The 23,796-nt window shown below is 57.8% G+C and carries 25 protein-coding genes and 1 tRNA gene; 11 read left to right on the plus strand and 15 right to left on the minus strand.

Going from position 1 to position 23,796, the window contains the following annotated elements; translation table 11 throughout:
- Positions 1-6: 6 nt before the first annotated feature.
- From ACR0DL_RS02775 to glmM, 3 genes are read left to right on the plus strand one after another with little or no spacing between them, the layout of a single operon-like run.
- Positions 7-927: a dihydroneopterin aldolase gene (locus ACR0DL_RS02775; RefSeq protein WP_170348335.1), complete on the plus strand. Its 921-nt coding sequence runs from the start codon at positions 7-9 to the stop codon at positions 925-927.
- Complete coding sequence (gene folP / locus ACR0DL_RS02780; RefSeq protein WP_480687470.1) at positions 924-1,922, plus strand: dihydropteroate synthase; 999 nt, start codon at positions 924-926, stop codon at positions 1,920-1,922. Before ACR0DL_RS02775 ends, folP begins: the two co-directional genes overlap by 4 nt.
- A gap of 34 nt (positions 1,923-1,956) precedes the next feature.
- Complete coding sequence (gene glmM / locus ACR0DL_RS02785) at positions 1,957-3,300, plus strand: phosphoglucosamine mutase (RefSeq protein ID WP_480687472.1); 1,344 nt, start codon at positions 1,957-1,959, stop codon at positions 3,298-3,300.
- Here the strand turns inward: glmM and ACR0DL_RS02790 are convergent.
- Together ACR0DL_RS02790 and ilvC are read right to left on the minus strand one after the other, a co-directional pair.
- Complete coding sequence (locus tag ACR0DL_RS02790) at positions 3,297-4,199, minus strand: DMT family transporter (protein WP_226688594.1); 903 nt, start codon at positions 4,197-4,199, stop codon at positions 3,297-3,299. The genes glmM and ACR0DL_RS02790 overlap by 4 nt on opposite strands.
- 78 nt (positions 4,200-4,277) lie before the next feature.
- Positions 4,278-5,300: a ketol-acid reductoisomerase gene (gene ilvC / locus ACR0DL_RS02795; RefSeq protein ID WP_170357880.1), complete on the minus strand. Its 1,023-nt coding sequence runs from the start codon at positions 5,298-5,300 to the stop codon at positions 4,278-4,280.
- A gap of 131 nt (positions 5,301-5,431) precedes the next feature.
- Here ilvC and ACR0DL_RS02800 point away from each other — a divergent pair, with 131 nt between their 5' ends.
- Both ACR0DL_RS02800 and ACR0DL_RS02805 read left to right on the plus strand, forming a co-directional pair.
- Positions 5,432-5,887, plus strand: coding sequence for an Lrp/AsnC family transcriptional regulator (locus tag ACR0DL_RS02800; RefSeq protein ID WP_226688593.1), 456 nt, complete (start codon positions 5,432-5,434; stop codon positions 5,885-5,887).
- Positions 5,884-6,342, plus strand: coding sequence for an Lrp/AsnC family transcriptional regulator (locus tag ACR0DL_RS02805; protein ID WP_170357883.1), 459 nt, complete (start codon positions 5,884-5,886; stop codon positions 6,340-6,342). Before ACR0DL_RS02800 ends, ACR0DL_RS02805 begins: the two co-directional genes overlap by 4 nt.
- A 6-nt stretch (positions 6,343-6,348) precedes the next feature.
- On the opposite strand, the gene ACR0DL_RS02810 is transcribed toward ACR0DL_RS02805, so the two are convergent.
- Complete coding sequence (locus ACR0DL_RS02810; RefSeq protein ID WP_170357886.1) at positions 6,349-7,050, minus strand: GntR family transcriptional regulator; 702 nt, start codon at positions 7,048-7,050, stop codon at positions 6,349-6,351.
- A gap of 233 nt (positions 7,051-7,283) precedes the next feature.
- On the opposite strand from ACR0DL_RS02810, the gene ACR0DL_RS02815 reads away from it, so the two are divergent.
- Positions 7,284-8,411 carry an aminotransferase class V-fold PLP-dependent enzyme gene (locus ACR0DL_RS02815; protein ID WP_480687475.1) on the plus strand — a complete coding sequence of 376 codons (1,128 nt, stop codon included), beginning with the start codon at positions 7,284-7,286 and terminating at the stop codon, positions 8,409-8,411.
- 10 nt (positions 8,412-8,421) lie between these two features.
- Here the strand turns inward: ACR0DL_RS02815 and ACR0DL_RS02820 are convergent, their stop codons facing one another.
- The 3 genes from ACR0DL_RS02820 to ACR0DL_RS02830 all read right to left on the minus strand — a co-directional run bounded on the left by ACR0DL_RS02820 (position 8,422) and on the right by ACR0DL_RS02830 (position 10,674).
- The gene (locus tag ACR0DL_RS02820) at positions 8,422-9,618 is read right to left on the minus strand and encodes a UbiH/UbiF family hydroxylase (protein WP_480687477.1); all 1,197 of its coding nucleotides are present in this window, start codon (positions 9,616-9,618) and stop codon (positions 8,422-8,424) included.
- Positions 9,619-9,694: 76 nt separating this feature from the next.
- Positions 9,695-9,943 carry a hypothetical protein gene (locus ACR0DL_RS02825; RefSeq protein WP_170348344.1) on the minus strand — a complete coding sequence of 83 codons (249 nt, stop codon included), beginning with the start codon at positions 9,941-9,943 and terminating at the stop codon, positions 9,695-9,697.
- An 86-nt stretch (positions 9,944-10,029) separates the two neighbouring features.
- Entirely contained in the window at positions 10,030-10,674 is a 645-nt protein-coding gene (locus tag ACR0DL_RS02830; RefSeq protein ID WP_170348345.1) for a pyrimidine 5'-nucleotidase, read from the minus strand.
- A 100-nt stretch (positions 10,675-10,774) separates the two neighbouring features.
- Here ACR0DL_RS02830 and ACR0DL_RS02835 point away from each other — a divergent pair, with 100 nt between their 5' ends.
- Positions 10,775-11,422, plus strand: coding sequence for a GntR family transcriptional regulator (locus ACR0DL_RS02835; RefSeq protein ID WP_170348346.1), 648 nt, complete (start codon positions 10,775-10,777; stop codon positions 11,420-11,422).
- On the opposite strand, the gene ACR0DL_RS02840 is transcribed toward ACR0DL_RS02835, so the two are convergent.
- Together ACR0DL_RS02840 and carA are read right to left on the minus strand one after the other, a co-directional pair.
- Positions 11,423-13,300: a glycosyltransferase gene (locus tag ACR0DL_RS02840; protein WP_480687479.1), complete on the minus strand. Its 1,878-nt coding sequence runs from the start codon at positions 13,298-13,300 to the stop codon at positions 11,423-11,425.
- 84 nt (positions 13,301-13,384) lie between these two features.
- A complete protein-coding gene (carA, locus tag ACR0DL_RS02845; RefSeq protein ID WP_480687481.1) occupies positions 13,385-14,551 on the minus strand; it encodes a glutamine-hydrolyzing carbamoyl-phosphate synthase small subunit in 1,167 nt (388 codons plus the stop codon).
- 183 nt (positions 14,552-14,734) lie between these two features.
- Here carA and ACR0DL_RS02850 point away from each other — a divergent pair, with 183 nt between their 5' ends.
- Positions 14,735-15,220, plus strand: a complete 486-nt coding sequence (locus ACR0DL_RS02850) for a GatB/YqeY domain-containing protein (RefSeq protein WP_170348349.1) — start codon at positions 14,735-14,737, stop codon at positions 15,218-15,220.
- Positions 15,221-15,245: 25 nt separating this feature from the next.
- On the opposite strand, the gene ACR0DL_RS02855 is transcribed toward ACR0DL_RS02850, so the two are convergent.
- From ACR0DL_RS02855 to ctaD, 4 genes are all read right to left on the minus strand, one after another.
- On the minus strand, positions 15,246-15,737 hold the full coding sequence (locus tag ACR0DL_RS02855; protein ID WP_170374822.1) for a DUF2244 domain-containing protein: 492 nt from the start codon (positions 15,735-15,737) through the stop codon (positions 15,246-15,248).
- 44 nt (positions 15,738-15,781) lie between these two features.
- Positions 15,782-16,381, minus strand: a complete 600-nt coding sequence (locus tag ACR0DL_RS02860; RefSeq protein WP_170348351.1) for a 2-hydroxychromene-2-carboxylate isomerase — start codon at positions 16,379-16,381, stop codon at positions 15,782-15,784.
- Positions 16,382-16,486: 105 nt separating this feature from the next.
- Positions 16,487-17,515, minus strand: coding sequence for a bestrophin family protein (locus tag ACR0DL_RS02865; RefSeq protein WP_170532854.1), 1,029 nt, complete (start codon positions 17,513-17,515; stop codon positions 16,487-16,489).
- Positions 17,516-17,676: 161 nt separating this feature from the next.
- The gene (gene ctaD, locus ACR0DL_RS02870) at positions 17,677-19,335 is read right to left on the minus strand and encodes a cytochrome c oxidase subunit I (RefSeq protein ID WP_170348353.1); all 1,659 of its coding nucleotides are present in this window, start codon (positions 19,333-19,335) and stop codon (positions 17,677-17,679) included.
- A gap of 304 nt (positions 19,336-19,639) precedes the next feature.
- Between ctaD and ACR0DL_RS02875 the strand changes: the two genes are divergently transcribed.
- The gene (locus ACR0DL_RS02875; RefSeq protein ID WP_170348354.1) at positions 19,640-20,059 is read left to right on the plus strand and encodes an HIT family protein; all 420 of its coding nucleotides are present in this window, start codon (positions 19,640-19,642) and stop codon (positions 20,057-20,059) included.
- Here ACR0DL_RS02875 and ACR0DL_RS02880 read toward each other — a convergent pair whose 3' ends face one another.
- Complete coding sequence (locus ACR0DL_RS02880) at positions 20,060-20,485, minus strand: MerR family transcriptional regulator (protein ID WP_170348355.1); 426 nt, start codon at positions 20,483-20,485, stop codon at positions 20,060-20,062.
- An 81-nt stretch (positions 20,486-20,566) separates the two neighbouring features.
- On the opposite strand from ACR0DL_RS02880, the gene ACR0DL_RS02885 reads away from it, so the two are divergent.
- On the plus strand, positions 20,567-21,511 hold the full coding sequence (locus ACR0DL_RS02885; RefSeq protein WP_480687483.1) for a cation diffusion facilitator family transporter: 945 nt from the start codon (positions 20,567-20,569) through the stop codon (positions 21,509-21,511).
- A 289-nt stretch (positions 21,512-21,800) separates the two neighbouring features.
- On the opposite strand, the gene lipB is transcribed toward ACR0DL_RS02885, so the two are convergent.
- On the minus strand, positions 21,801-22,457 hold the full coding sequence (lipB, locus tag ACR0DL_RS02890) for a lipoyl(octanoyl) transferase LipB (protein ID WP_170374827.1): 657 nt from the start codon (positions 22,455-22,457) through the stop codon (positions 21,801-21,803).
- A gap of 39 nt (positions 22,458-22,496) precedes the next feature.
- Positions 22,497-23,156, minus strand: coding sequence for a DsbA family oxidoreductase (locus tag ACR0DL_RS02895; protein WP_480687485.1), 660 nt, complete (start codon positions 23,154-23,156; stop codon positions 22,497-22,499).
- A 142-nt stretch (positions 23,157-23,298) separates the two neighbouring features.
- Here ACR0DL_RS02895 and ACR0DL_RS02900 point away from each other — a divergent pair.
- A tRNA-Leu gene (locus tag ACR0DL_RS02900) sits at positions 23,299-23,385 on the plus strand.
- The last annotated feature ends 411 nt before the right edge of the window (positions 23,386-23,796 follow it).

Genomic DNA, 23,796 nt, shown 5'->3' on the forward strand with positions numbered 1-23,796 from the left:
CGCCGAATGAGCTCTGAAATCCGCCTTGCCTTTGCGCACCCGTCTGAACGGTCAGAAGCGACCGCGACGCGCGGCCCGCTGGATCGCATCTCGCTCAGGGATCATACCGTTGAAGTTGAGATCGGTGCCTTTCAGGCCGAACGTGGCACCACACAGCGTATCTGCTTCAACATTGTTGTAGAGGTTCGGCCGCTGACCGATCCGATTGACGATGATGTTGATCGCATTCTGTCATACGACCGAGTGACCGAGGCGATTGCCCATGAGCTGGCCGCTGAACGTCTGAACCTGCTTGAGACGTTGGCGGATCGCGTGGCAGAGCGCATTTTGCTTGAGCCTCAGGCTGTAAGAGCCTTTGTTCGCATCGAAAAACTTGACCGTGGACCGGGCGCGCTGGGTGTCGAAATCGTGCGCGGCAAGGACACGCTCCATCACGATGTGGTCGAAGAAGAACGCCCCCATCCGCGGTTGGTATTCCTGTCGAACGAGGCCATTTCATCCGCCAACCTGACGGGTTGGATTGATCAGTTGGAGAACCGTCAGCGCCCGCTGATCCTGTGTGTCGGCGCGTCGAAACTGACGCTGCCACAGACTGGTCACGCGATGACCCAACGCCGGATTGATCTGCTGGCGATCGAGCAAAACGCCTGGGTTCTGGCCGCACGGGATCATCGCTGTGTGGTGGTGTCGACGCGGACGGAATTGGATTGGGCAATGAAGAATGGGCAGATTTGTGTCTGGGCCCCATCAAAGATTGTGCTGGATGCGGTTGATGGCCCTTCGGCGGCGCCTTCGGACGCTGTTGCCTTGGCAGCCTGGTTTGCGGCCACTTTTGAAGCCAGCGAAATGATGGTGATCGGCGGTGCCTTGCCGAACGCTCCAAAGACGCCTCTGCGCGCCATTCCAGTGGATCAGGCGCAACTGTGACTGCGTATTTTCGACCGCTGGTGCAGCACGGATCTGTACGCCCGGACGGGGCGGTTTCTCTTGCCGGGCAGGAATTGTGGTTCACCCATGCAGAACGGCTGTCCCGCACGGATGCGCCGACGATTGTCACGGCGCGGGATATTCCAGCCGATGCACTGAACCGTCTGACGCGCCCACGCGCAGAGATTGCTGGTGTGGCGATGGATCGCCCGCAGATCATGGGAATTCTCAACGCCACGCCCGACAGCTTCTCGGACGGCGGGGTGCACAACTCGGTTGAAACGGCAGTGTCCGCTGCTGAGCGGATGGTGGAGCATGGTGCCAGCATTCTGGATATCGGCGGTGAATCGACCCGACCGGGGGCTACCTATGTGCCCGAGGATGAGGAAATCGCCCGGACGCAACCCCTGATCGAAGCCATTCGCGCCAAGACGAGCGCCCTGATTTCCATCGATACCCGCAAGGCCAGCGTGGCGCGGGCTGCGTGGACAACGGGCGCGGGGCTGATCAATGACGTATCGGGCTTTACCTTTGATCCGCAGCTCGCGCCGTTCTGCGCCGAGGTTAACGCGCCCGTCTGTGTGATGCATATGCAGGGCGATCCAACTGTGATGCAGGACGACCCGCAATATGATGACGTGTCGCTGGACGTTTATGATTTCCTTGAAGGTCAGGTTGAAAAGCTGGAGCAGATTGGGCTGGGCCGCGATCAAATCTTGGTCGATCCGGGTATCGGGTTCGGTAAAACCCAGGCGCATAATTTGACATTGTTGAAAAATCTTAGCCTTTTCCATGGCTTGGGATGCCCGGTTCTGCTGGGCGTCTCGCGTAAGGGCTTTATCGGGCAAATCGGGCAAGAGCCGCGCAAGGATGCCCGCGCGCCGGGATCAATCGCTGTAGCGCTGGCCGGATTGTCGCAAGGCATGCAGATCGTGCGTGTTCATGACGTGGCTCAAACCGCTCAGGCCTTGCGTCTGTGGGCCGCCGTCCGGTAATCCCGTCCTAGACGAGTAACTACGGAGTTAGACAATGCGCAAGCTGTTCGGAACCGATGGGGTGCGGGGCACCGCCAATACTCATCCGATTACGGCCGAAATGGCCCTGCGCATTGGGGCTGCCGTGGGGCGGTATTTCCGTCGCGATCGATCCGGTGCGCACCGGGTGGTGATCGGCAAGGATACGCGCTTGTCCGGGTATATGCTGGAAAACGCGCTAACTGCTGGGTTGACCTCGACAGGGATGAACGTGCTGCTGTTGGGTCCTGTACCGACACCGGCGGTAGGGTTGATGACCCGCTCGATGCGCGCGGATCTGGGGGTGATGATTTCGGCCAGTCACAACCCGGCTGAGGATAACGGTATCAAGTTCTTTGGCCCCGACGGGTACAAGCTGTCCGATCAGGCTGAGCTGGAGATTGAACGTCTGATCGAAGAGGGTGTCAAACCGGCGCAAGCACAGAACATTGGCCGTGCCCGGCGGGTGGATGATGCGCGGTTCCGATATGGTGAGCGGGTAAAATCCTCGCTGTCCCGCGATCTGCGTCTGGACGGGCTGAAAGTAGTGGTCGATTGCGCCAACGGCGCGGCCCACCGCACGGCGCCCGAGGTTTTGTGGGAGCTTGGGGCAGATGTCATTCCGGTCGGAATCGCGCCAAACGGTAAGAATATCAACCTGAATTGCGGCTCGACCAACCCTCAGCTGGCGGCCGAAACGGTTGTCGCGCACGGCGCGGATGTGGGTATCTGTCTGGACGGTGACGCCGACCGCGTGGCGATGGTTGACGAAAACGGGCAGGTGGCTGACGGAGATCAGCTAATGGCGTTGCTGGCGACCTGTTGGGCCAAGGCGGATCGTCTTGAAGGCGGCGCGCTGGTTGCGACGGTCATGTCGAATCTTGGGTTGGAACGGCACCTTGCCGCGCAAGGGCTGCGTCTGGAACGAACAGCCGTTGGTGACCGCTATGTCGTCGAAAGGATGCGCGAAGGCGGGTTCAACTTGGGCGGTGAGCAGTCAGGCCACATCGTCATGAGCGATTATGCCACCACCGGTGACGGTCTGATGGCCGGTCTGCATTTCCTGGCCGAGATGGTGCATTCAGGTCGCAAGGCGTCCGAGCTGTCGGTGCAATTCGAAACCGTTCCACAACTGCTTAAAAACGTGCGTTACGGCGAGGGGCAAACCCCTCTGGAAACCAGTGCCGTGAAAGCGGCCATTGCGGATGCCGAGGCGCGCCTGAACGGGCAAGGCCGGCTGCTGATCCGCAAGTCGGGGACGGAACCCCTGATCCGCGTGATGGCAGAATGCGAGGATGATGCCCTGTTGACACAAGTCGTCGACGGTATCGTGGCCGAGGTCGAGGCGGTCGCCGGTTAACGCCCGATCAGCATCTTGCGCAGGCTAAACCATTGGCTGATGGCCAGCCCGGTCAGAATCATGGTCAGCGCGATGTAAAAGCGCAGGGGCAGGGCCTCGGACAAGATCCAGGCACCGAAAACCATCGACCAGATTGGCACCTGATAATTGACCAGCGTCAGAAAGACGGACCCGGCGCTGCGAATGATCGACACGCGCAGCAAGGTGGCAAAGGCGGTCGGCACCAACCCCAGCGCTACGATGGCTAGACCGGGGCGCGTTCCTTCCCAACGTGGAAGGCCTTCGGTCACCAGCATGATGGGTAACAAAAGAACGGCGCCCACCACCAAGGACAGCGCCGCCAGCACCACAGGATCAATCGGTGGGCAACGCCGTGTGAAGATAGACGCGCAGGAGTAACACAAAGCCGCGCCGATGCAGGCCAGCTGCGCCAACGGCTCAGCCCCTTGCCCGATCTGCGCCAAACCCGGCCCGATCAACACCAATGCACCGCAAAATCCCAGTGAGACTCCAAGGAACCTGCGGGCATTCAGCGGCTCGTCTGAAAAGAAATGGGCCAATGGCAGAACCATCAGCGGAATTGCCGCCATCGACAGCCCGGCGAAGGCCGAGGCCACATATTGCTGCCCCCAGCTGAGCAACATGAAGGGCAGGGCGGTAGACAGCAGACCGATAATGGCGATGAACCCCCACAAGTTCAGATCGCCCGTCGGCAGCTTGCGACCGGTCAACGCCATCATCCCAAGTAATGTCACGGCACCCAGCGTCGTGCGCGCCGTAGCGACTGTCACTGGCCCGTATCCCTCAAGCGCCATTGCGACGACCATGAACGTGCCGCCCCATATGAGGCCTAAAGCGATCACGCCGCTCCAATCGCGGGATGTGGGTTGATCAACCATGTTGCGCCTTGGGGTCAATAGCGGTTGTGACGAAAAAGGGCGGCCGATTGGCCGCCCCTTCGATTAGAACATTCAGGATCAGTTCTTTTCCTGATCTACCAGCTTGCCAGCAGAAATCCACGGCATCATGTCGCGCAGTTTCTTACCAACCTGCTCGATCTGATGCTCGTCATTGTGGCGGCGTGCCGCTTTGATGGTCGGCTGACCAACCGCGTTTTCCAGCATGAAGTCACGCACAAACTTACCGGTTTGGATGTCCGACAGGGTCTCTTTCATCGCCTTCTTGGTCTGCTCATAGGGCAGAATGCGCGGGCCGGTGACGTACTGGCCGTATTCGGCAGTGTTCGAGATCGAGTAATCCATATTGGCGATGCCGCCTTCATAGATCAGGTCAACGATCAGCTTGGTCTCGTGCAGACATTCGAAATAGGCCATTTCAGGCGCATAGCCTGCCTCGACCAGAGTCTCAAAACCGCAGCGGATCAGCTCAACGATACCGCCGCACAGAACGGCCTGCTCGCCGAACAGGTCGGTTTCGCACTCTTCGCGGAAGTTGGTCTCAATGATGCCCGAACGGCCGCCACCGATGGCCGAGCAATAGGACAGGCCGATTTCCAGCGCCTTGCCGGTTGCGTCGCTATCCACGGCCACCAGGCAGGGTACGCCGCCGCCTTTGACGTATTCGCCACGCACGGTGTGGCCGGGGCCTTTGGGGGCCATCATGATGACGTCGACACCTTCTTTCGGCTCGATCAGGCCAAAGTGGACGTTCAGGCCGTGGGCAAAGGCAATGGCCGAGCCCGGCTTGATGTTGTCATGCACGTATTTCTTGTAGGTTTCGGCCTGCAGTTCGTCGGGCATGGTGAACATGATGACGTCACACCAGGCCGCCGCTTCGGCGATGCCCATGACGGTCAGGCCTTCGGCTTCTGCTTTCTTGGCGGATGCCGACCCTTCGCGCAGAGCGACAACCAGGTTCTTGGCGCCCGAGTCGCGCAGGTTCAGCGCATGAGCGTGACCTTGCGAGCCATAGCCCAGGATCGCTACTTTTTTGTCTTTGATCAGGTTGATGTCGCAATCGCGATCGTAATAGACGCGCATGTTTTAGGTCCTTTCATATGCGGTTGCTGCGGTTCTAATAGGGTCCAAAGCTATTGGCGAGCGCTTTACAATCGACTATTGAAGCGAAATGCGAAAATTTATGCGCGATATCTGACTTAACCGGAAAAATCATGCTGGATGATATGGACAGGCGCATTCTGCGTCACTTACAGGCCGAACCGACCCTGACCATGGCCGAATTGGCCGAGCGTTGCGGGATCAGTCCGGGAGTGTGCTGGCGCCGGGTTGAAAAGATGCAGGCCTCGGGTGTCATTCTAGGGCAAGAGGTTGTCATTGATTGGCCGGTGATGGGATATGCGGTCGAGGTTTCACTGCGCGTGACGCTGGACAAAACCCAGCCGCGCGCGTTTGACGAATTCACTGTTGCCGCGCGGGGAGTTTCGGAAGTTATTGAAATTCAGACGTTTTTGGGGCGTGTGGACGTGAGGCTGTCGGTGATTGCACGCGACATGACGCACTATCAGCAAATCTATCGCGATCGTATTCTAACCCTGCCGCACATAGCCGATATCGAAGCGCTGATGCATATCGCGCGGGTCAAGCGGAACGAGGTGTTGCCGGTATGATTGAACTGGACGAAACCGACCGGACCATCCTGCGTGCGCTGGTACGGGATGCCACGCAAAGTGCCGGGGCGTTGGGACGCAAGCTGGGGTTGTCCCAACCAGCAACCTGGCGGCGCATCCGCCGGCTGGAATCAGCAGGGGTCATCAAGGGCCGTCGCCTGCGTCTGAATGCCGAGGCGTTGGGGTTCGGCGTGACCGTGTTTCTGGGCGTCAAACTGGCGCGCAAGGGACAAGTCAGCCTTGAAGACTTTGAGCGCGCCGTCAGCGCCATCCCCGAGGTGCAGACGGTCGAACATGTGTTGGGTCTTTACGACTATCGCCTGAGGGTAGTTGCACGTGATCTGTCCGATTTCGAACGGGTGCTGCGACGGCGGATCATGACCTTACCCGGCGCGGGTGAGGTCGAGGCAAACGTATTGCTGAGCGAAGAGCGCTTGCCCGGCCCAATCGGCTAAGCAAGGTTAGTATTTGGTGCGGATGCAATAGCCGGGGTGATGCGTCATCCGGGCAAAGGTCATCGGAACACCATCTTTCCAAGTAGTGCGTTCCAATTGAATCATCGAAGTTCCGGCAGTGGTGCCCATGAATTCTGCCAGCCTCCCGTCGGCGGAAATTGCGCAGAATGCAACCTCAGCCTCGGTAAAGGGGGCAACGTTCAGCAGCCACTCGTGGGGGCCCCGCGTGTTGAGATCCGCATGCTCAACGTCAGGTACTGTGTCGATGTTGATCCAGCGCTCCTCTAGCTGAAAGGGGCGGTTGTCCGCATAGTGCATGCAGATCACATGCAGCACCCGCGCGTCGGGCGAAACGCTGAGTTGCGAGGCCAGCCAACCGGGGCTGGATACGACATTCCGTTCAACAAGTGCATAGCGATAGATTGAGTTTTGATTCTCAACCGATTGACGGGCCAGAGAAAACTCCAGCTTGGCGTGTTTGCTGGGCTCCTTTTTTACCCGCGTGCCGCTTTTGCGTTTGCGTTCTACGAACCCTTGCTCGGCAAGCTCGCGCAGGGCGCGGTTTACCGTTGCACGCGCGCAATTGAATTCTTCAGCAAGCTGCGTTTCTGTCGGCAGCAGAGATCCTTGTGGCCAAATCCGGCTTTCAATACGCCGCTTAACTTCGTCACGTACGACCTGAAAACTGATCCGCTTTTGAGCAGTCACGAGAAGCAATACCTTTCTTGTACAAAGTGTATGTATCTGTTCAGAAACACCTCTGGGTGTAAAGGGGTGGTGACACTATTTGGCGTCAACGAGTTGTTCAATTAGAGCTTTTCGTGGTTAATTTTTTGTTAGGATTTTGACTTCCGTTGCGTCAATTATCAGCACGAGACTGGGGCTGTACCATTCTCGAATAAGGCCTCAAAATTCTGAAGGACAGTTTGAAAGGACACATCATGCCCGCGCTTTTGGAAAGTATCGACCCGAACGGGCTCGAAGAGTTTTCGGTTGTTTTTACGGATCGGTCGCTGAACCACATGTCAGCCCGGTTTCAGACTGTCATGCGCGATATTTCGTCCATCTTGTGTGATGTTTACAACGCCGATGGCGTTGCGGTGATCCCTGGTGGCGGTACTTATGGGATGGAAGCTGTGGCGCGCCAATTCGCGCGTAACGCCAACGTTCTGGTCGTGCGCAACGGGTGGTTTTCTTATCGTTGGAGCCAGATAATCGAATCTGCGGATTTGACGGCATCGGCGACCGTACTCAAGGCGCGGCAAACCGGAAACTCCAGCCCATCCCCATTTGCGCCGGCACCGATTGAAGAGGTGGTGTCAACAATTCGCGAGCAACGTCCCGATGTCGTATTTGCACCGCATGTGGAAACATCCGCAGGCCTCATATTGCCGAATGATTACGTGACTGCCATGGCGGAGGCCGCGCATGAGGTTGGCGCATTGATGGTGCTGGATTGCATCGCTTCGGGCTGTGCCTGGATTGATATGAAGGCCACCGGCGTGGATGTCCTGATTTCGGCCCCTCAGAAAGGGTGGAGCGCCTCGCCTTGCGCCGGTCTGGTCATGCTGTCCGAACGGGCCGAAGCGCGACTGGAGGAGACAACGTCTGACAGTTTCGCTGTAGATCTGAAGAAATGGCGACAGATTATGCAGGCGTATGAAAACGGGGGACACGCGTATCACGCGACCATGCCAACCGACGCGCTTCAAGCGTTCCGGGACACCATGGTCGAGACCCGTGATTACGGTTTTGAAAAGTTGCGGGACGCTCAGTGGACCTTGGGCAACGGGGTGCGGGCGACGCTGAAAGACAAAGGGCTGATCTCGGTCGCGGCCGACGGGTTCGGCGCGCCGGGGGTTGTGGTCACTTACACGTCGGACCCCGAAGTTCAGAATGGCAAGAAATTCGCCGCTTTGGGTATGCAGATCGCGGCAGGTGTTCCGCTGCAATGTGATGAGCCCGAAGGGTTCAGCACGTTCCGGTTGGGTCTGTTCGGGTTGGACAAGCTTTATGACGTTGATGGCACAATCGCGCGGCTCAAGCGTGTGCTGGATCAGGTTCTTTGATTGCGGAGCCTCAGCGTACGCCGAGGCCCATCTGCATCAATGTCTTTCGTACGGGCGGTAGGGAATAGAGCGCGCTCAACCCCATCGCCCGTGCATCCCGCAGTGGACGCGCCTCGATCATCGAGGCGCGGTTCAGCAGGTCGATACCTTTGACACGCATCTCGATTTCGGTGTGGCGGGCCTTGTGATAAGCGTCCAACATCTGAGCATCGCCCAGACCTTCGGGTCGTGCTTGTGCCAGATCCAGCAAGGTACGCAGATCACCCAGTGACATGTTCAGTCCCTGCGCGCCGATGGGGGGCACCACATGGGCTGCCTCGGCCATTAGGGCGACCCTTTCGCCCGCCAGCCGTTCTGCCGACTGGCTGATGATCGGCCAGATCGTTCGGCGCGAGGCCAGTTTCAGCGGCCCGAACAACCCGCAAGAGCGTTCGGTCATCAGCGTCTCGAACGCCTCGGGGTCGGTGTTCAGCAACTCGACCGCCCGTGGGCCGCACTCCATCCACACAATCGCCGATGAGGGCTGCCCTTGCCAGTCGGGCAGGGGGACCAGAGTGAACGGCCCGCCGGAACGGTGAATCTCGGTCGAGACATTGTCGTGCGGAATCGGATGTGTGACCGCAAAGGCCAGTGCTTTTTGGCCATACCGGGTGGTGTGGACGTTGATTCCCGCGGCCTCGCGCATCGGGGAATTGCGCCCGTCTGCGGCGATCACCAGCTTGCAGCGTATACGGCTGCCATCGCTCAGCCCCACACGGGCTTCGGCGGTGCGCGTAAACAGGCTGACGGTACCGGTGCCGGGGCGGAAATCGACATTGGGAAGTTCGGCCAGGCGGGTCACCATCTCGCGCCGCAGCAACCAGTTGGGCAGGTTCCAACCAAAGGGTTGGTCCGAAATATCGGCAGCGTTGAAATCGCGCACTACGCGGGGTTCGGGAACGTCGCCTCCTGCATCCACGATTCGCATGATCTGAAGGGGTGCCGCGTATTCGTCCAGCCGTTGCCACAGCCCGCATTGCGCCAACAACCCATGCGCAGGTTGCAAAAAGGCGGTGGTCCGCAGGTCGGATCCGTCCACATCTCGTTCGGTAATCGGTGGTGCGGGGTCGACGCAAACCACGTCGAACCCGGCAGTTCCAAAGACCGCCGCAGCGGTCAGTCCGGCGATTCCTCCGCCAGAAATCAGGATATCACAGCTGTCAGTCATGGCCTTGGTCTCCGAGTCTTGGGCAGAACCTAGTTCGGTTCCAAGGCCGGTGCCAAGTGACATCCTGTCCCGTGTGTCAGCCGCGCGAGATCAGGATGAGCAGGATGAACATCATCGGCACCATCATGACGGCCGGGATGTAAAGCCCAGGCAGGCCGAAGAGCAGCGCCGAACATCCCCACATGCTGAAAATGGCGGCTGCCGTGTAATACCAATCTTCGGCCGTTCCATTGGCGGCATCGCGGGCCAGCCAGCCGAAAACGGGGATTGCAAACAACAGGCGCTGCCAAATGGGCAGGCGCCGAGGCATCTCGATCGCGCTCATGGGGTCTCCGATTCTGTTCGTCGCTGAGGCGCATATAGGATCGATTTTGCACCTGCAGAATGTGCAGATCGTCGCAGTGTGACAGCCTATCGCAGGCGAGCCAGAAAGGCGGTTAAATCGTCGGTGTGATGGTGGATATGGTCCGCCTCGTGCGGCTCGGGCGCGACGTGGACGGTGCGCATTCCCATTGCATGCGGGGCGGCCAGATTGCGCGGGTCATCCTCGAACATGGCGGCCTGCGCAGCATCGATTCCGTCTTGCGCAAATATCGCCTCAAACGCTGCCTGTTCGGGCTTGGGGCGATAACCGGCGTGTTCGACCCCGTAGATCGCATCGAACAGACCGTTGAGGCCGCGCGCCTCAAGTACACGTTCCGCATAGGGCGCGCTGCCGTTGGTATACACGATCCGACGACCGGGCAGGGATTGGATGTGATCGGCCAGTTCGGCATCGGGGTCCATGTGGCTCATGTCGACCTGATGGACGGCGTGCAGATAGGGATCGGGGTCCAGATCATGCTCGGCCATCAGCCCAGCCAGCGTAGTTCCGTATTGCCGCCAGTAATGTGAGCGCAGCCGATCCGCTTCGGCCCGGTCAACGCCGATAGCCTGCACCACGTAATCCGTCATCAACACCTCGATCTGATCGAACAGGCGCATATGCGGCGGGTAGAGCGTGTTGTCGAGGTCGAACACCCATTGGGTGACGTGAGCAAAAGCTGGTTTGACCATGGGGTTTGTTTAGGCCGCAAAGGCACGGTTTTCAATGCTGCTCTTGATCCAAAGGGCAAGTGACGGATAGACATATCCGAACGAGGAGACAAACCACCATATGCCCCAGTCCAGACAGCCGTCCAAAGACGCCTATAGCCTAATTCTCGAAGCGATCGACGTAGGCGTTTACAAGCCTGGCGACCGTCTGGTCGAAAGCGAGCTTGCCGAACGGTTCGGTGTATCGCGCACACCTATTCGCGAAGCTCTGCAGCGACTTGAAACGCAATCCCTCTTGGAGCGGGACGGGCGGTCACTGATCGTGGCCTCGCTGAACCACAACCAGATGGCCGAGTTGTACGTCGTACGACGCGAGTTGGAAGGGTTAGCGGCCAAGCTAGCCGCAAAGCATGCCACCGAAGAAGAAATCAAAGTGCTGCAGGAAATGGTGACCGAGGATGACGCGCTAGTCGACGACCCTCAGGCTTTGTCTCGGGCGAACCGCCGGTTTCACGAGCAGATACATCTGGCCTCGCACAACCGCTATCTAGTGCAGCAGCTGGATCTTGTGCATCGCACCATGGCGCTGATGGCCACGACGTCGCTGGCGGTGCAAGGGCGCGGTGAGATTGCGCAGAGCGAACATAAGGGAATTGTCGAAGCCATCGCTGCGCGCGACGAAGAGGCTGCGGCACGCGCGCTCAAGGATCACATTTCTGTGGCGTTCATGACGCGGCTGAAACAGGACGCGGTTCTGCGCGAGAACTGATCACGCGGGCGGCAGGCTTTCTTCACTGGCCTGCCCGTGTTGCGTTTTGTCCCAGAAGAACGGGTTCAGCACCAATTCCCATAAGGCTTTATAGGCCGCCAGAACACCCAATGGGAAATACAGCGGCATGGTCGGCACCCATGGCAACAGAAACCGTCTTTCACGCGCTGAAACGGCGATGGCGCCAACTGCGATATTGATGATCTCGGCGCTTAGAAAAAGGCCGATCAGTGCCGCCAGAGCGTTGTCAGAGAGAATGAGGTCTAGTGGGCTGGCCAAGCCAAAGCTTGTCAGCCAGAACAGCCACAGAACCGGTGCCAGCAGGAATTGCCCGACAGTTCCCAGGAAAAAGGCCTGCACGCCTAAAAACCGAAATAGCCCCAGATCTTGAAGCAGCCGCGTGGGGGCCCGCATGTGAACCAGGTAGGTCACCATGAACCCTTTTAGCCACCGTGATCTTTGTCGTACCCAAGGCCAGGCGCGGAAATTGGCCTCTTCATAGGTGGCGGTGTCCACCATTTCGGTGCGATAGCCCGCGCGCGAAAGGCGCACACCAAGATCGGCGTCCTCGGTGACGTTGTGGGCGTCCCAGCCGCCCAACTCCAACAGCTTGTCGCGGCGGAAAAAGAACGTGGTTCCGCCCAAGGGCACAACAAGCCCAAGCCGCGCGACGCCTTGAAGGACGACCCGAAACCAGCTGTTGTATTCAATGGTAAAACAGCGGGACCGCCAATTGGTTCGAGGGTTGTAGTAGTCCAATACGCCCTGCAAGCAGACAACATCTTCGTCCGCCTGCGCGAAATGGCGGACGACACGTTCGATCTGATCAGGCTGCGGCGCGTCCTCGGCATCCCAGACACCCAGAATATCGCCGCGGCAGAAATCCAGCGCATAGTTCATGGCGCGGGGTTTGGTGGTCAGACCGTTCAGCTCGGGCACTTCGACGGTTCTGATCCAACTGGGCAGAGCAACCTGGGCAAGAGTGGCGCGTGTTACCTCGTCGGTTTCCTCAAGTACCAGAATAATATCCAGTAGCGCCTTGGGGTAAGTAAGCCGTTGCAACCGATGAATGAGCGCATCGGCGATTTCACGTTCCTTATAAAGCGGCACCATGATCGACACACAAGGCAACGCTTGTGGCGGGGCTGCTGGTTTTGCCCTGGGCTGGTGTTTTGCCGCATGCCAGACAAAGGCCAGCAGCCCGGCAAGGCGCAGGCACAAAAACAGGACCAGGCTGATCACGGCGGCGGCGACCAGAACGGTCAGCCCTGTCATGGGGAAAGCAGCAGACAGCCCCGTAAGCCCTGTTAAGGCAAGGGCGGGTCCTATACGAGATTTCGGGGTCCATGATCGGCAGCTTTGATCCAGCTCCACGCGCGTCTCGGCCGATTGGGCAAGCGGAGAGGCGTAAATGCGCGCGATGGTGTTGTCGATCTGATCGGCACCGGCGAGTACCGGCATGACGGTGTAACCGGAATCCTCAAACCCGCTGCGCACGGCGGGGAACAGATCGGGTCGCGCAGTTGCCACAAGCAGGATTGGACCCAGGCGGCGCCAGGGAATGACGTTATGTTTCAGCCAGAATTCAACTGGTTTAAATTGACACAGTTCCAGGGGCGGGGGCGAACTGTTGATATCGGCTATCTGTAGACCGTTTTGTTCGGACAGCGCGCAGAGAATATCCTGACGGGTGACCCAATCTTCGGCCACCAGAATTTCGCCCAGTGGTGCCTGTTGCCAGGATTGCAGAAACAACGCCTCGTCCAGTTGTGACCGGGTGATCAGACCTCGATCAATCAGACACGCCCCCAATGGCTTACGGTCTTGCGCAGGGATCGGTGCGGCACGCGCGAAATGCTGCAGGTTTAATTCGACCATAATGAAACAACCCTGACGCGGTTACCAGACGTCAGGGTTGCGCAATTTAGGTTAACACCAGGTTAACTATGATCGAACTGGCTATTATGCCTGTGCTTTCTGGGCTGCCATTGCCTCAGCAAAGCGTTCAAACAGATAATAACTGTCCTGTGGGCCGGGCGAGGCCTCGGGGTGGTGCTGTACCGAATAAACCGGACGGTCGGTCATGCGGATACCGCAGTTTGACCCGTCAAACAGCGAGCGGTGCGTTTCCACCACGCCGTCGGGCAAGGATTGCGCATCCACCGCAAAGCCGTGGTTCATCGAGGTGATCTCGACCTTGCCAGTGTCCATATCCTTGACCGGGTGGTTGGCGCCGTGGTGGCCGTGGTTCATCTTGACGGTCTGACCGCCAAGCGCCAGCGCCAGCATTTGGTGGCCAAGGCAGATGCCAAAGACCGGCAGTTCGGTGGTGTCCAGAACCTCTTTGATCATCGGCACGGCGTATTCGCCCGTTGCGGCCGGGTCGCCGGGGCCGTTGGAGAGGAACACTCCGTCAGGATTGTGGGCCAGTACCTCGGCCGCTGTCGCGGTGGCGGGCAATACGGTTACATCGCATCCAGCCGACGCCAGGCAACGCAAGATGTTGCGCTTGGCACCGTAATCGATGGCGACAACCTTGTGCACGGGGGCTTCCTGACGGGTGTATCCGTCGGGCCAGGCCCAACGCATCTCATCCCAGCGATAGCTTTGGGCGCAGGTGACCTCTTTGGCCAAATCCATGCCTTCAAGCCCAGCAAAACCCCGCGCAGCGGCAATCAGCGCAGCGATGTCGAAATTGCCCTCGGGGTGATGGGCCAACGCCACATGCGGCGCGCCTTGCTGCCGGATGGCGCGCGTCAGGCGGCGGGTGTCCACACCGCCGATTGCGATGCGGCCACGGCTGGCCAGCCAGGTCTTTAACTCTTCGGTTGCGCGCCAGTTGGACGCATCGGTCGGGTCCCATTTGACCACCATCCCGGCAGCAACTGGGTCTCCGGTTTCGTCATCCTCGGGGTTTACACCGACATTGCCGATATGGGGGAAAGTGAAGGTCACGATTTGCCCGGCATAAGAGGGATCGGTCATGATCTCCTGATATCCGGTCATGGCAGTGTTAAAGCACAACTCGGCCACGGTTTGGCCGGTGGCACCAAAGCCCATCCCGTAGAACAATGTTCCGTCGGCCAAAGCCAGACATGCGGTGGGCTTGGACGGGGCGTTCTGGGCCATGGGGCGACTCTCCTGCTGGGTAAATCGGCGCATACCTAAGGGGGTTGTGGCGCTGGGTCAAGTCTGTTCAAAATTTGGGCTATTGTGGAAAATCAATTACTTAGCGTTATTCACCCCCTGTTGTATCACGCTTTTTGTTTCGATATGGTCAGGGTTCCTTTTCCATGGGGATGGACAGAACATATGGATATGCGATCACGGGTGAACTCAGCCCTGAAGCAAGCAATGAAAGACAAGAATGCCGAGCGTCTGTCGACGCTGCGCTTGATCAATGCCGCGATCAAGGACCGCGATATTGCCTCGCGGGCTGCAGAAAACGAAGAGGCCAAGGGCTGCGGCGATACCGAGGTCCTTGAAATTCTTGGTAAAATGACCAAACAGCGCAAGGAAAGCGCGCGCGCCTATGAAGAAGGCGGACGGCTGGATTTGGCCGAGCGCGAGTTGCGTGAGGTTGAAGTCATCGAGGAGTTTCTGCCCAAGCAATTGGACGATGACGAGGTTTCCAAGGCCATTCAAACGGCAATCACTGCGACAGGTGCGGGTTCGATCCGCGACATGGGCAAAGTGATGGGAGAACTTAAGACCCGGTACACCGGCCAGATGGATTTTGGCAAAGTCGGGCCGATGGTCAAAGATCAACTTTGCGCGGCAACAGGCGGCGGTTGCTGATCCGTCTTTCAGTCTGAAACGGCTTTTACTGCGCGACCGGTTCGCGCAGTTTTTGTATCAGGTCGTCGTATAGCGCGATGCGTTCTTCCTCGGACAGAAATGACCCGATTTCAACTTCGCGCCCATCTCCGGTCAGCGTCACGTAATTCGGGACAGGCCCACCGCGTTTATGCATTTCGGGGCGGGCCCAATAACGGTTGCAGGTCCATTCCTGCTGGCCGCTGCGCGGGTCATGGTGGACGAGGTGCGCCCGTGTGCCGGTCAGAGTTAGAATCTCGAACACGCTGCGTGCGCGATAGTTGGTCTGGATCGCCAGCCACAGTCCCAGAACAGTTATCAGCAGGAAAGGCAAAAGCCCCCAAAGGATGATCGACCCAAGCACTGCCAACAGGGGGATCAGTCCAAACAGAAACACGGACAGAATCACGATCATCGCCCCGCGTGGAGGCAGTGAATTATGCGGCCAGAGGCGCAATTCCTGTTCAGTTTCAGACGTTTTTGTCCATCGGTAGGGCATGGCTGATATGTAGCGCAATGCTGTGGCGTTTCGAAGGGAAATGATTACGCAACGTGGCCAACACGCACCCAGGATAGCGCGTCGTCCAGTCGGTCATCTCCCCAGAAAACCTCGCCGCGGACGACAAGGCTGGGGGCGCCGAAAACACCCAGTTTGGCGGCCCGTTCGGTTTCCGCTTCAAGTGCGGCCACGGTATCAGGGCTGCGAGCGCGGGACAGTACCAGGCGCGGGTCCTGCTGGCATCTGTGCAGCGCTTCTGAGATCGCGGTTTCGCTGCCGGCTTCGATGTTTTCTTCGAACCAGATGCGATACAGGGCCAGCGTGAAATTCTTGCCCCAGCCATCGCCCATGCCCAGCAAGGCAACCTGATTGGCAAGCGCCAGGTCCGAGATCGGGTAGGGTACGGGCAGCTTGGCGTGGATGTGATATTTTGCGGCCCGACGTTCGATGTCGCGCCACATATATGCGGACTTCACCGGTTTACCTGCAAAGGGAATATTCTTCTGATCCGCCATGACCGTGCGTACGTTGAAGGGCCGCCAAGTTACGGCAACGTCATGTTCGTCGCACCAATCATCCAGCCGCATGATCGTCAGGAAGCTGTAGGTGCTGCCAATGGAATACCAAAAATCAATTTCGGGCATGTAATCACTCCGATCTCAGAGTTCCTTCGCCTATCATACCCTAAAATGGTCGGATTTTCGAATTTTGCCTGAAACACGCGGTTCACCAGCGTGGTGGCACGTTGTTCAAAACAGGGCTTTTTCGACAGGTTGCGCGGGTTGGGGCGCAACACCGCAGCCGGTCATCTGACGCATATCGATCTCGATTGTTCGGCACAGCGCCGAGATTGGCACGTCGGTGACATCCCCTTCGAACGGATCCTCCATCGAGGCACTGACGCGCTCGGTCACAAAGAAGATCCAGCAAACCAGCGCGCCGACAGGGGCAAAGGTCATCCAGTCGAACAGCACTGTTCTTATCATCGAGGCATCGGTGCCCACCATGATGGAACGTTCGTCGTTGAAGGCCAGAGGCAACATGAAAATGAATATCCAGCTGAACAGGCGGCCGACCTCGGCAACCTGACGCGGGAATGGAGTGTTTTTGATCCGCTCGCACTGACCTTGCGCCGTCGTAAACCGGGATAAGCGATCCATCAGCGCGACATGCCAGAAGGGGTCTATCTTTCCCTGTTGCGCCATATCTGACAAACGACGGGCCTGCAGGTTGATAAGACAGGCCGCGCGATTGGTCTTGTCCTCCAACAGCGGCAAATCCGCCTCAAGTTGACTGTTCCGCCAGCTTTCGGGATTTTGATGCAGGTCTTCGTGGCCTGATACGGGCTTGTGGCCGAACATCCATGGCCTGCGTTTGCGACCGGTAATTGCAGGTTGACGCAGCTGATAGGCCAGCATGTTTATCCAGGCGATGTGCCGCTCGATCAGTTCATCGCGCAGGTCTTCTTCAATCACTGAGCCATTTGGTTGGACCAGGGTACTGATCGTATTGCCCCAGTCCCGGCTTGTATTGGCGATATCACCCCAAACCCCGCGGGCTTCGGTCCAGCGCCCATAGGTGGAAGTGTTCTTGAAGCCCAGAAAAAACGCCACTGCCAAACCCAACATCGCTACTGGTGGGCTGGGATTCGAAATCAGATCAATCGGCGTCAGTTCATCGACCACCTGAACCAGTAAAATCCAGGCCAGAACGATACCGATAAAACCGACCGAACCTTTGAGCAGTTTTCTGATCGAAATGCCATCATGAAGTATCATGGTTTGCGTGTCTTCCGCCGGGGCGCCCAGAATTCCTGTTTTTGAATACTATTCCCATGGTGCTGGATGTGTCTATGCACGTGCCGGACAGGGTGCAGAGACCGGACACAAAAAAAGCCCCGCTCAAGGCGGGGCTTTAATGGGTTTATCGGACTGCGGGATCAGTGCGCGTGGCCTTTGTCCCAGTCTTCCTGCTTTGGCAGCTGCTCGAACGTATGCTCAGGCGGCGGCGAGGGCAGGGTCCATTCCAGCGTGTCCGCATATTCGTTCCATGGGTTCGGACGGGTCTCTTTCGCGCCACGCAGCAGGGCATAGATCACGATGCCGAAGAACAGCAGGAACGAAGCGAAGGAAATGAACGCACCGATCGACGATACAAAGTTCCACTGGGCGAAAGCCTCAGGATAGTCGATGTAGCGGCGGGGCATGCCCTGACGGCCCAGGAAGTGCTGTGGGAAGAAGGTCAGGTTGGCGCCGATGAAGAACAGCCAGAAGTGAACCTTGCCCCAGAACTCTGAGTACTGACGACCAGTCATCTTTGAGAAGTAGAAGTAGACACCGGCAAAGATTGCAAAAACAGCACCCAGCGACATCACATAGTGGAAGTGCGCAACGACATAGTAGGTGTCGTGATAGGCACGGTCGATACCTGCCTGCGACAGTACAACGCCGGTCACACCACCAACGGTGAACAGGAACAGGAAGCCGAAGGCAAACAGCATCGGCGTCTTGAACTCGATGGAACCGCCCCACATTGTGGCAATCCACGAGAAGACCTTGACGCCTGTCGGCACCGCGATGACCATTGTGGCCAACATGAAGTACGCCTGCTGACGCAGCGACATGCCAACGGTGTACATGTGGTGCGCCCATACGACGAAGCCCAGAACGCCAATTGCGATAATCGCCCAGACCATTGGCAGGTAACCGAAGATCGGCTTGCGTGCGAAGGTCGCAATCACGTGGCTGATGATGCCGAAGCCGGGCAGGATCACGATGTACACTTCCGGATGGCCAAAGAACCACAGGATGTGCTGATACAGGATCGGGTCACCGCCACCTGCCGGGTCAAAGAAGGTGAAGCCAAAGTTGCGGTCCATCAGCAACATGGTGATCGCGCCGGCCAGAACCGGCAGGGACAGAAGAATCAGCCACGAAGTGACGAAGATCGACCAGCTGAATAGCGGCACTTTAAACAACGTCATGCCAGGGGCACGCATATTCAGGAAGGTGGTGATCATGTTGATCGCGCCGAGGATCGAGGAGGCGCCCGATACGTGTACGGCGAAGATCGCAAGGTCCATGGACATGCCGCCCTCGGTCGTGGACAGCGGCGGGTATAGAACCCATCCGACACCCGAACCAAGCTGGTCGTTCCCACCGGGGCTTAGCAACGAAGCCACGCCCAGCGAAGTACCGGCGACGTACAGCCAGAAGGACAGGTTGTTCATCCGCGGGAACGCCATATCCGGCGCGCCGATCTGCAACGGCATGAAATAGTTGCCAAATCCGCCGAAAAGAGCCGGGATGACAACGAAGAACATCATCAGAACACCATGGTAGGTGATCATCACGTTCCACAGGTGTCCGTTCGGGGTACACGGGTCGGCCATGAAGCCTTCCAGGCACATGAACTGCACACCGGGGTGCATCAGCTCGAGCCGCATGTAAACGGTCATCAGAACCGAGATCAGACCGGCAAGTGCCGAGACGATCAGGTACAGAATCCCGATGTCCTTGTGGTTGGTCGACATGAACCAGCGGGTAAAGAATCCGCGATTATCTTCATGCTCGTGACCATGAATGGCTGCGTCTGCCATTTAGGTGCCTCCTGTTGCAACTGCACCGCGCAGCCAGACCTCTCTGGCGCACGGGATTCCTGCTGGTTTTAGAGGGCGAAGGGGGCACCTTCAATGGCCGAGTTTGATCTGGATCAAGAATAATTGTCGCGGGCAGGAGGAAATCCCGCGAATTCTTGGTCTCAGTCAGGCCCTATCTGGCGATGGCTGTCAAAATTTCAAGGGTCCGCTTCTGCCCATTCGTGCGGCGTGGCAGAGTTCCGCCTTGACCCCCGGTTGTGTGGGTCGCAGTACTATCCCCAATTCCCGAAACCGGAGACAAGATATGGCCGCTTACGATCCCGACAACATCTTTGCCAAGATCCTGCGCGGGGAAATTCCCGCGACCCGCGTGTACGAGGATGACGAAACGCTGGCCTTTATGGATATCATGCCGCGGTCCGACGGGCATCTGTTGGTGATCCCCAAAACACCCTGCCGGAACCTGCTGGACGCATCACCTGCGCAACTGGCTGCCGTGACTGCAACCGTGCAGAAGCTGGCGAACGCTGTGGTCAAGGCGTTTGACGCAGACGGAGTCACCGTTCAGCAATTTAACGAGGCCGCAGGCGGACAAGAGGTGTTTCACCTGCATGTCCACATCCTACCGCGTCAGGAAGGTGTTGCCATGCGGCCTCCGGGCAAGATGGGTGACTTCGACCTGATTGCCCAGCATGCGGACAAGATCAAAGCAGCGCTGGTCTGATCACCCCTTGCCGTCGTGCGGCCCAAGGCACGCGCTGTGGTCGCCGAACGTGTGGAGCACGGCGCAAACATGGTCGTGCCCACCGTCACAAGCCGAGGCGATACGGGTCAGTTCCGCCTCAAGCCTGACCAATTGGGCGATACGCTCGCGTACATCCGCCAATTGACGTTCGGCGATTTCATGTGCCCGGTTCAAATCATCGCCATGCGCGCCTTCCAAGGATAACAGTGCCTCAATATCGCTCAAAGGCAGGCCAAGGTCTCGCCCGTGGCGAATGAACTGCAACCGATTTAGTACGGCAGTGTCATACCGGCGCTGATTTCCAGCCGTTCTTTCCGGCTTTGGCAGCAACCCTTTGTCTTCGTAGAACCGGATTGTGGGCACTTTGACGCCGGTTCGCCGGGAAAGCTCTCCGATCGAGTACATTTTTCGGCTTTCCTCTCTTGAACCTCTAGTGACTAGAGGAATTACATGTGCCGTGCAGCCAAAACAAGGAACACCGGCACCATGGCACATCATCACGGCCACGAGGGACATAACCATCACCATATCGACCCGGACGCAGGCGATATGCGCGTCGCAGGGGCGATAGGGGTGAACATGCTGCTGACCCTGGCGCAAGTCATCGGCGGCATCCTTTCCGGGTCTCTGGCACTGATTGCAGACGCATTGCACAATTTTTCGGACGCTATCGCGCTGATCATCGCTTTTTTCGCGCGTAAGATTGCCCGTCGACCCGCCGATCCGCGTATGAGCTTTGGGTATGGTCGCGCCGAGGTGGTCGCGGCGCTGGTCAATTACACCACACTGATCGTGTTGTCGGTGTATCTGCTGTACGAAGGTGTCATGCGGTTTTTCCAGCCCGAGCCTGTCAACGGGTGGATGGTTGTTTGGATCGCAGCGCTAGCTCTAATCGTCGACCTTATCACCGCTGCGCTGACCTATTCGATGTCAAAGGGCAGCATGAACATCCGTGCGGCCTTTATCCACAATGTCGCTGACGCCCTTGGATCGGTTGCCGTCATCGTCGCAGGTGCGGCCGTCATACTGTTTGGCTGGACCTGGGTCGACCCTGCGGTGACGATCCTGATCTCGGTCTACATCCTGTGGCACGTGAAATCTGAGATCGGAGAAACGATCCGGGTGCTGATGCTGGGCGCGCCGCCCAATCTGTCGCCCGAGGATGTGGCCACCGCGATCGAAGCCGCTGAAGGAGTGGCCGGTGTCCACCATATCCACCTTTGGAGCATGCAGGAGCAGGAACCAGCCCTGACCGCGCATCTTGAGATCGACGCCCAAAGCTGGACAGACGCGGAAACCATAAGATTGTTGGTGAAAGAAACCCTGAGGTCGCGGTTCGCAATCGGGCATGTCACATTGGAGTTGGAGCGCGCGGGCAAAACGCATGCAGCATTGCCTCGGTTTGGACATGACAATTTGCAAGGGTCCTAAAAAGGAATTGCCGTTCCGATTTTGGGGTCGGAACGGCAGACTCGTAAACAAACACTTTTTCCGACACCCAGGTCTTCCGGGATCACCGGTTTAACACACCACTCACTCTAGAACGGTAAAGTTAGACTACCCGTTAACGCGCAATTTGTATCGTTCTGAGTGAGCTTTCCGCCAAATAAACTCAAAATTAACGGGCTAAATGGCAGATTGCATACGGGTTCGGAAACAAAGGGAATTCTGAGGGGGAATTGTCAATTCGCCTTGCCGCATTTAGCGATTCGAATTCAGGCTATGCGATGGCCGTTTCGAAACTATCCGCAAAGGTTTTTTGCAAGGCAGCGTCCACGTCGGCCATCGTTACAGGCAAGCCTAGATCGACCAGAGACGTCACACCATGCTCGCTGATTCCACAGGGGACGATGCCGGAAAAATGCTCAAGATCAGGTTCAACATTGATTGAGATACCGTGAAAGCTGACCCATTTGCGCAGGCGCAATCCAATGGCTGCGATCTTGTCTTCGGCTGGCTGGCCGGTCACCGTAAGCGGCTTGTCATCACGTTGCACCCACACGCCGACACGGCCGTCGCGAATTTCGCCTTTAACGTTGAACTCGGCCAAGGCTGCGATCACCCAAGTCTCAAGCTTTTTGACAAAGCCCCGCACATCCTTGCCGCGTTTGTTCAGGTCCAGCATGACATAAGCCACGCGCTGACCGGGGCCGTGATAAGTATACTCTCCACCACGCTTGGCTTCGTAGACGGGAAAGCGATCTGGATCCGTCAGATCCTCGGACCGGGCCGAGGTGCCTGCCGTATAGAGCGGCGGGTGTTCCAGCAGCCAGACACACTCGTCCGCCTCGCCCGCAGCGATGGCCGCGACGCGCGCCTCCATAAAAGCGACGGCTTCAGTGTAATCGGTTAACCCGTCGGTGATCTTCCATTCCATGGCGGTTCCATATCGCGCAGGTGCGGCAAGGGGAAGGGGTCAGGCGGCCTCGGCCAGGCACCTTTGCAGAATCTGGGCATAGGTGTCCGTGCCCTGCGCTCCGGTCACCAGATATTTGCCGCCGAACACCATTGACGGGACACCGGAAATACCCCGGCTGGTCCAGAACTCTTGCTTCTTACGTACTGCGGCGACATGCGCACCGGATTCCAGCGTAGATCGCGCCGCATCAACGGGCAGACCGGCCTCTGCAACTGCTTCAAGCAACACATCAATCTTCGACACATCCTTCTGGTCGGTGAAATACGCCTTGAACAGAGCAAGTTTCAGCGGATGCTGGCGGCCCTGAGCTTCGGCCCAGTCCAACAGTTGGTGGGCCGCAAAGGTGTTCACCATTCGGCTGTCTTCATTGAAATTGAACGCAAACCCCAGCTCGGCCCCCAACTGCGTCAGCCGATCCCGATTCAGTTGACTCTGTTCAGCGGTCGAGCCGTATTTCTCCATGATATGCTCGCGTAGGTTCTGACCATCGGGCGGCATATTGGGGTTCAGTTCAAACGGATGCCATCTAAGGCGCGCCAGAACATTTTCCTGCTTCAGAGCCAGATCAAGCTGTTGAAATCCGACGATACACCAGGGGCAGACGACGTCTGAAATGATGTCGATCTGAAGGATGGGGCGGGAATCTGCGGCAGTCATGTTCAGACTCCTGAGCGGAAGATGAAGGATACGTTGAAGATACAGATATGAATGCAGGCGGGGAATTCAAACTGGCGTGTTTTTGTCTCTTCACATCCTGATCATCTGCGTCTATACGCCCCACTACCAAGTCACTGGCAGTGCGGTCGTGGCGGAATTGGTAGACGCGCAGCGTTGAGGTCGCTGTGGGGTAACACCCGTGGAAGTTCGAGTCTTCTCGACCGCACCAAATAATTCATCTCGTTGTGTAATTTCAATTTATCATGTTGGCGTGAACGATCTTGGTCCACCTAAAGGCTTGTGATTTGGTCATCGGCGCAACGTAGTCGCTTTCGCTGCTTCTGCACGCGTGCGCTGATGCCTCCGATCGTCGAGTAGAGTGCCCGACAACCGATCAAGTGCATAAATGGCTTCCACCAATTACTGTTTATCGAGGATGAATCTCCACTGCTGGTTAAAAGGCTGTATGAGTGCGTCAATGAAATTAGCTGCCGTACCTGTGAAGGCTGATTAGCCGCGAATATAGAGATAAACGTGCAATACGGGCTTAAGAACTGTGACGACCTTACAATCAGAGTTGGGCGTCAAAACTTGAGTAAATTAGTTCAAATAGAGTGCGCCCAATCGATGAAGAAGCTGA

It is taken from the genome of Ruegeria sp. BB5, assembly GCF_056539405.1.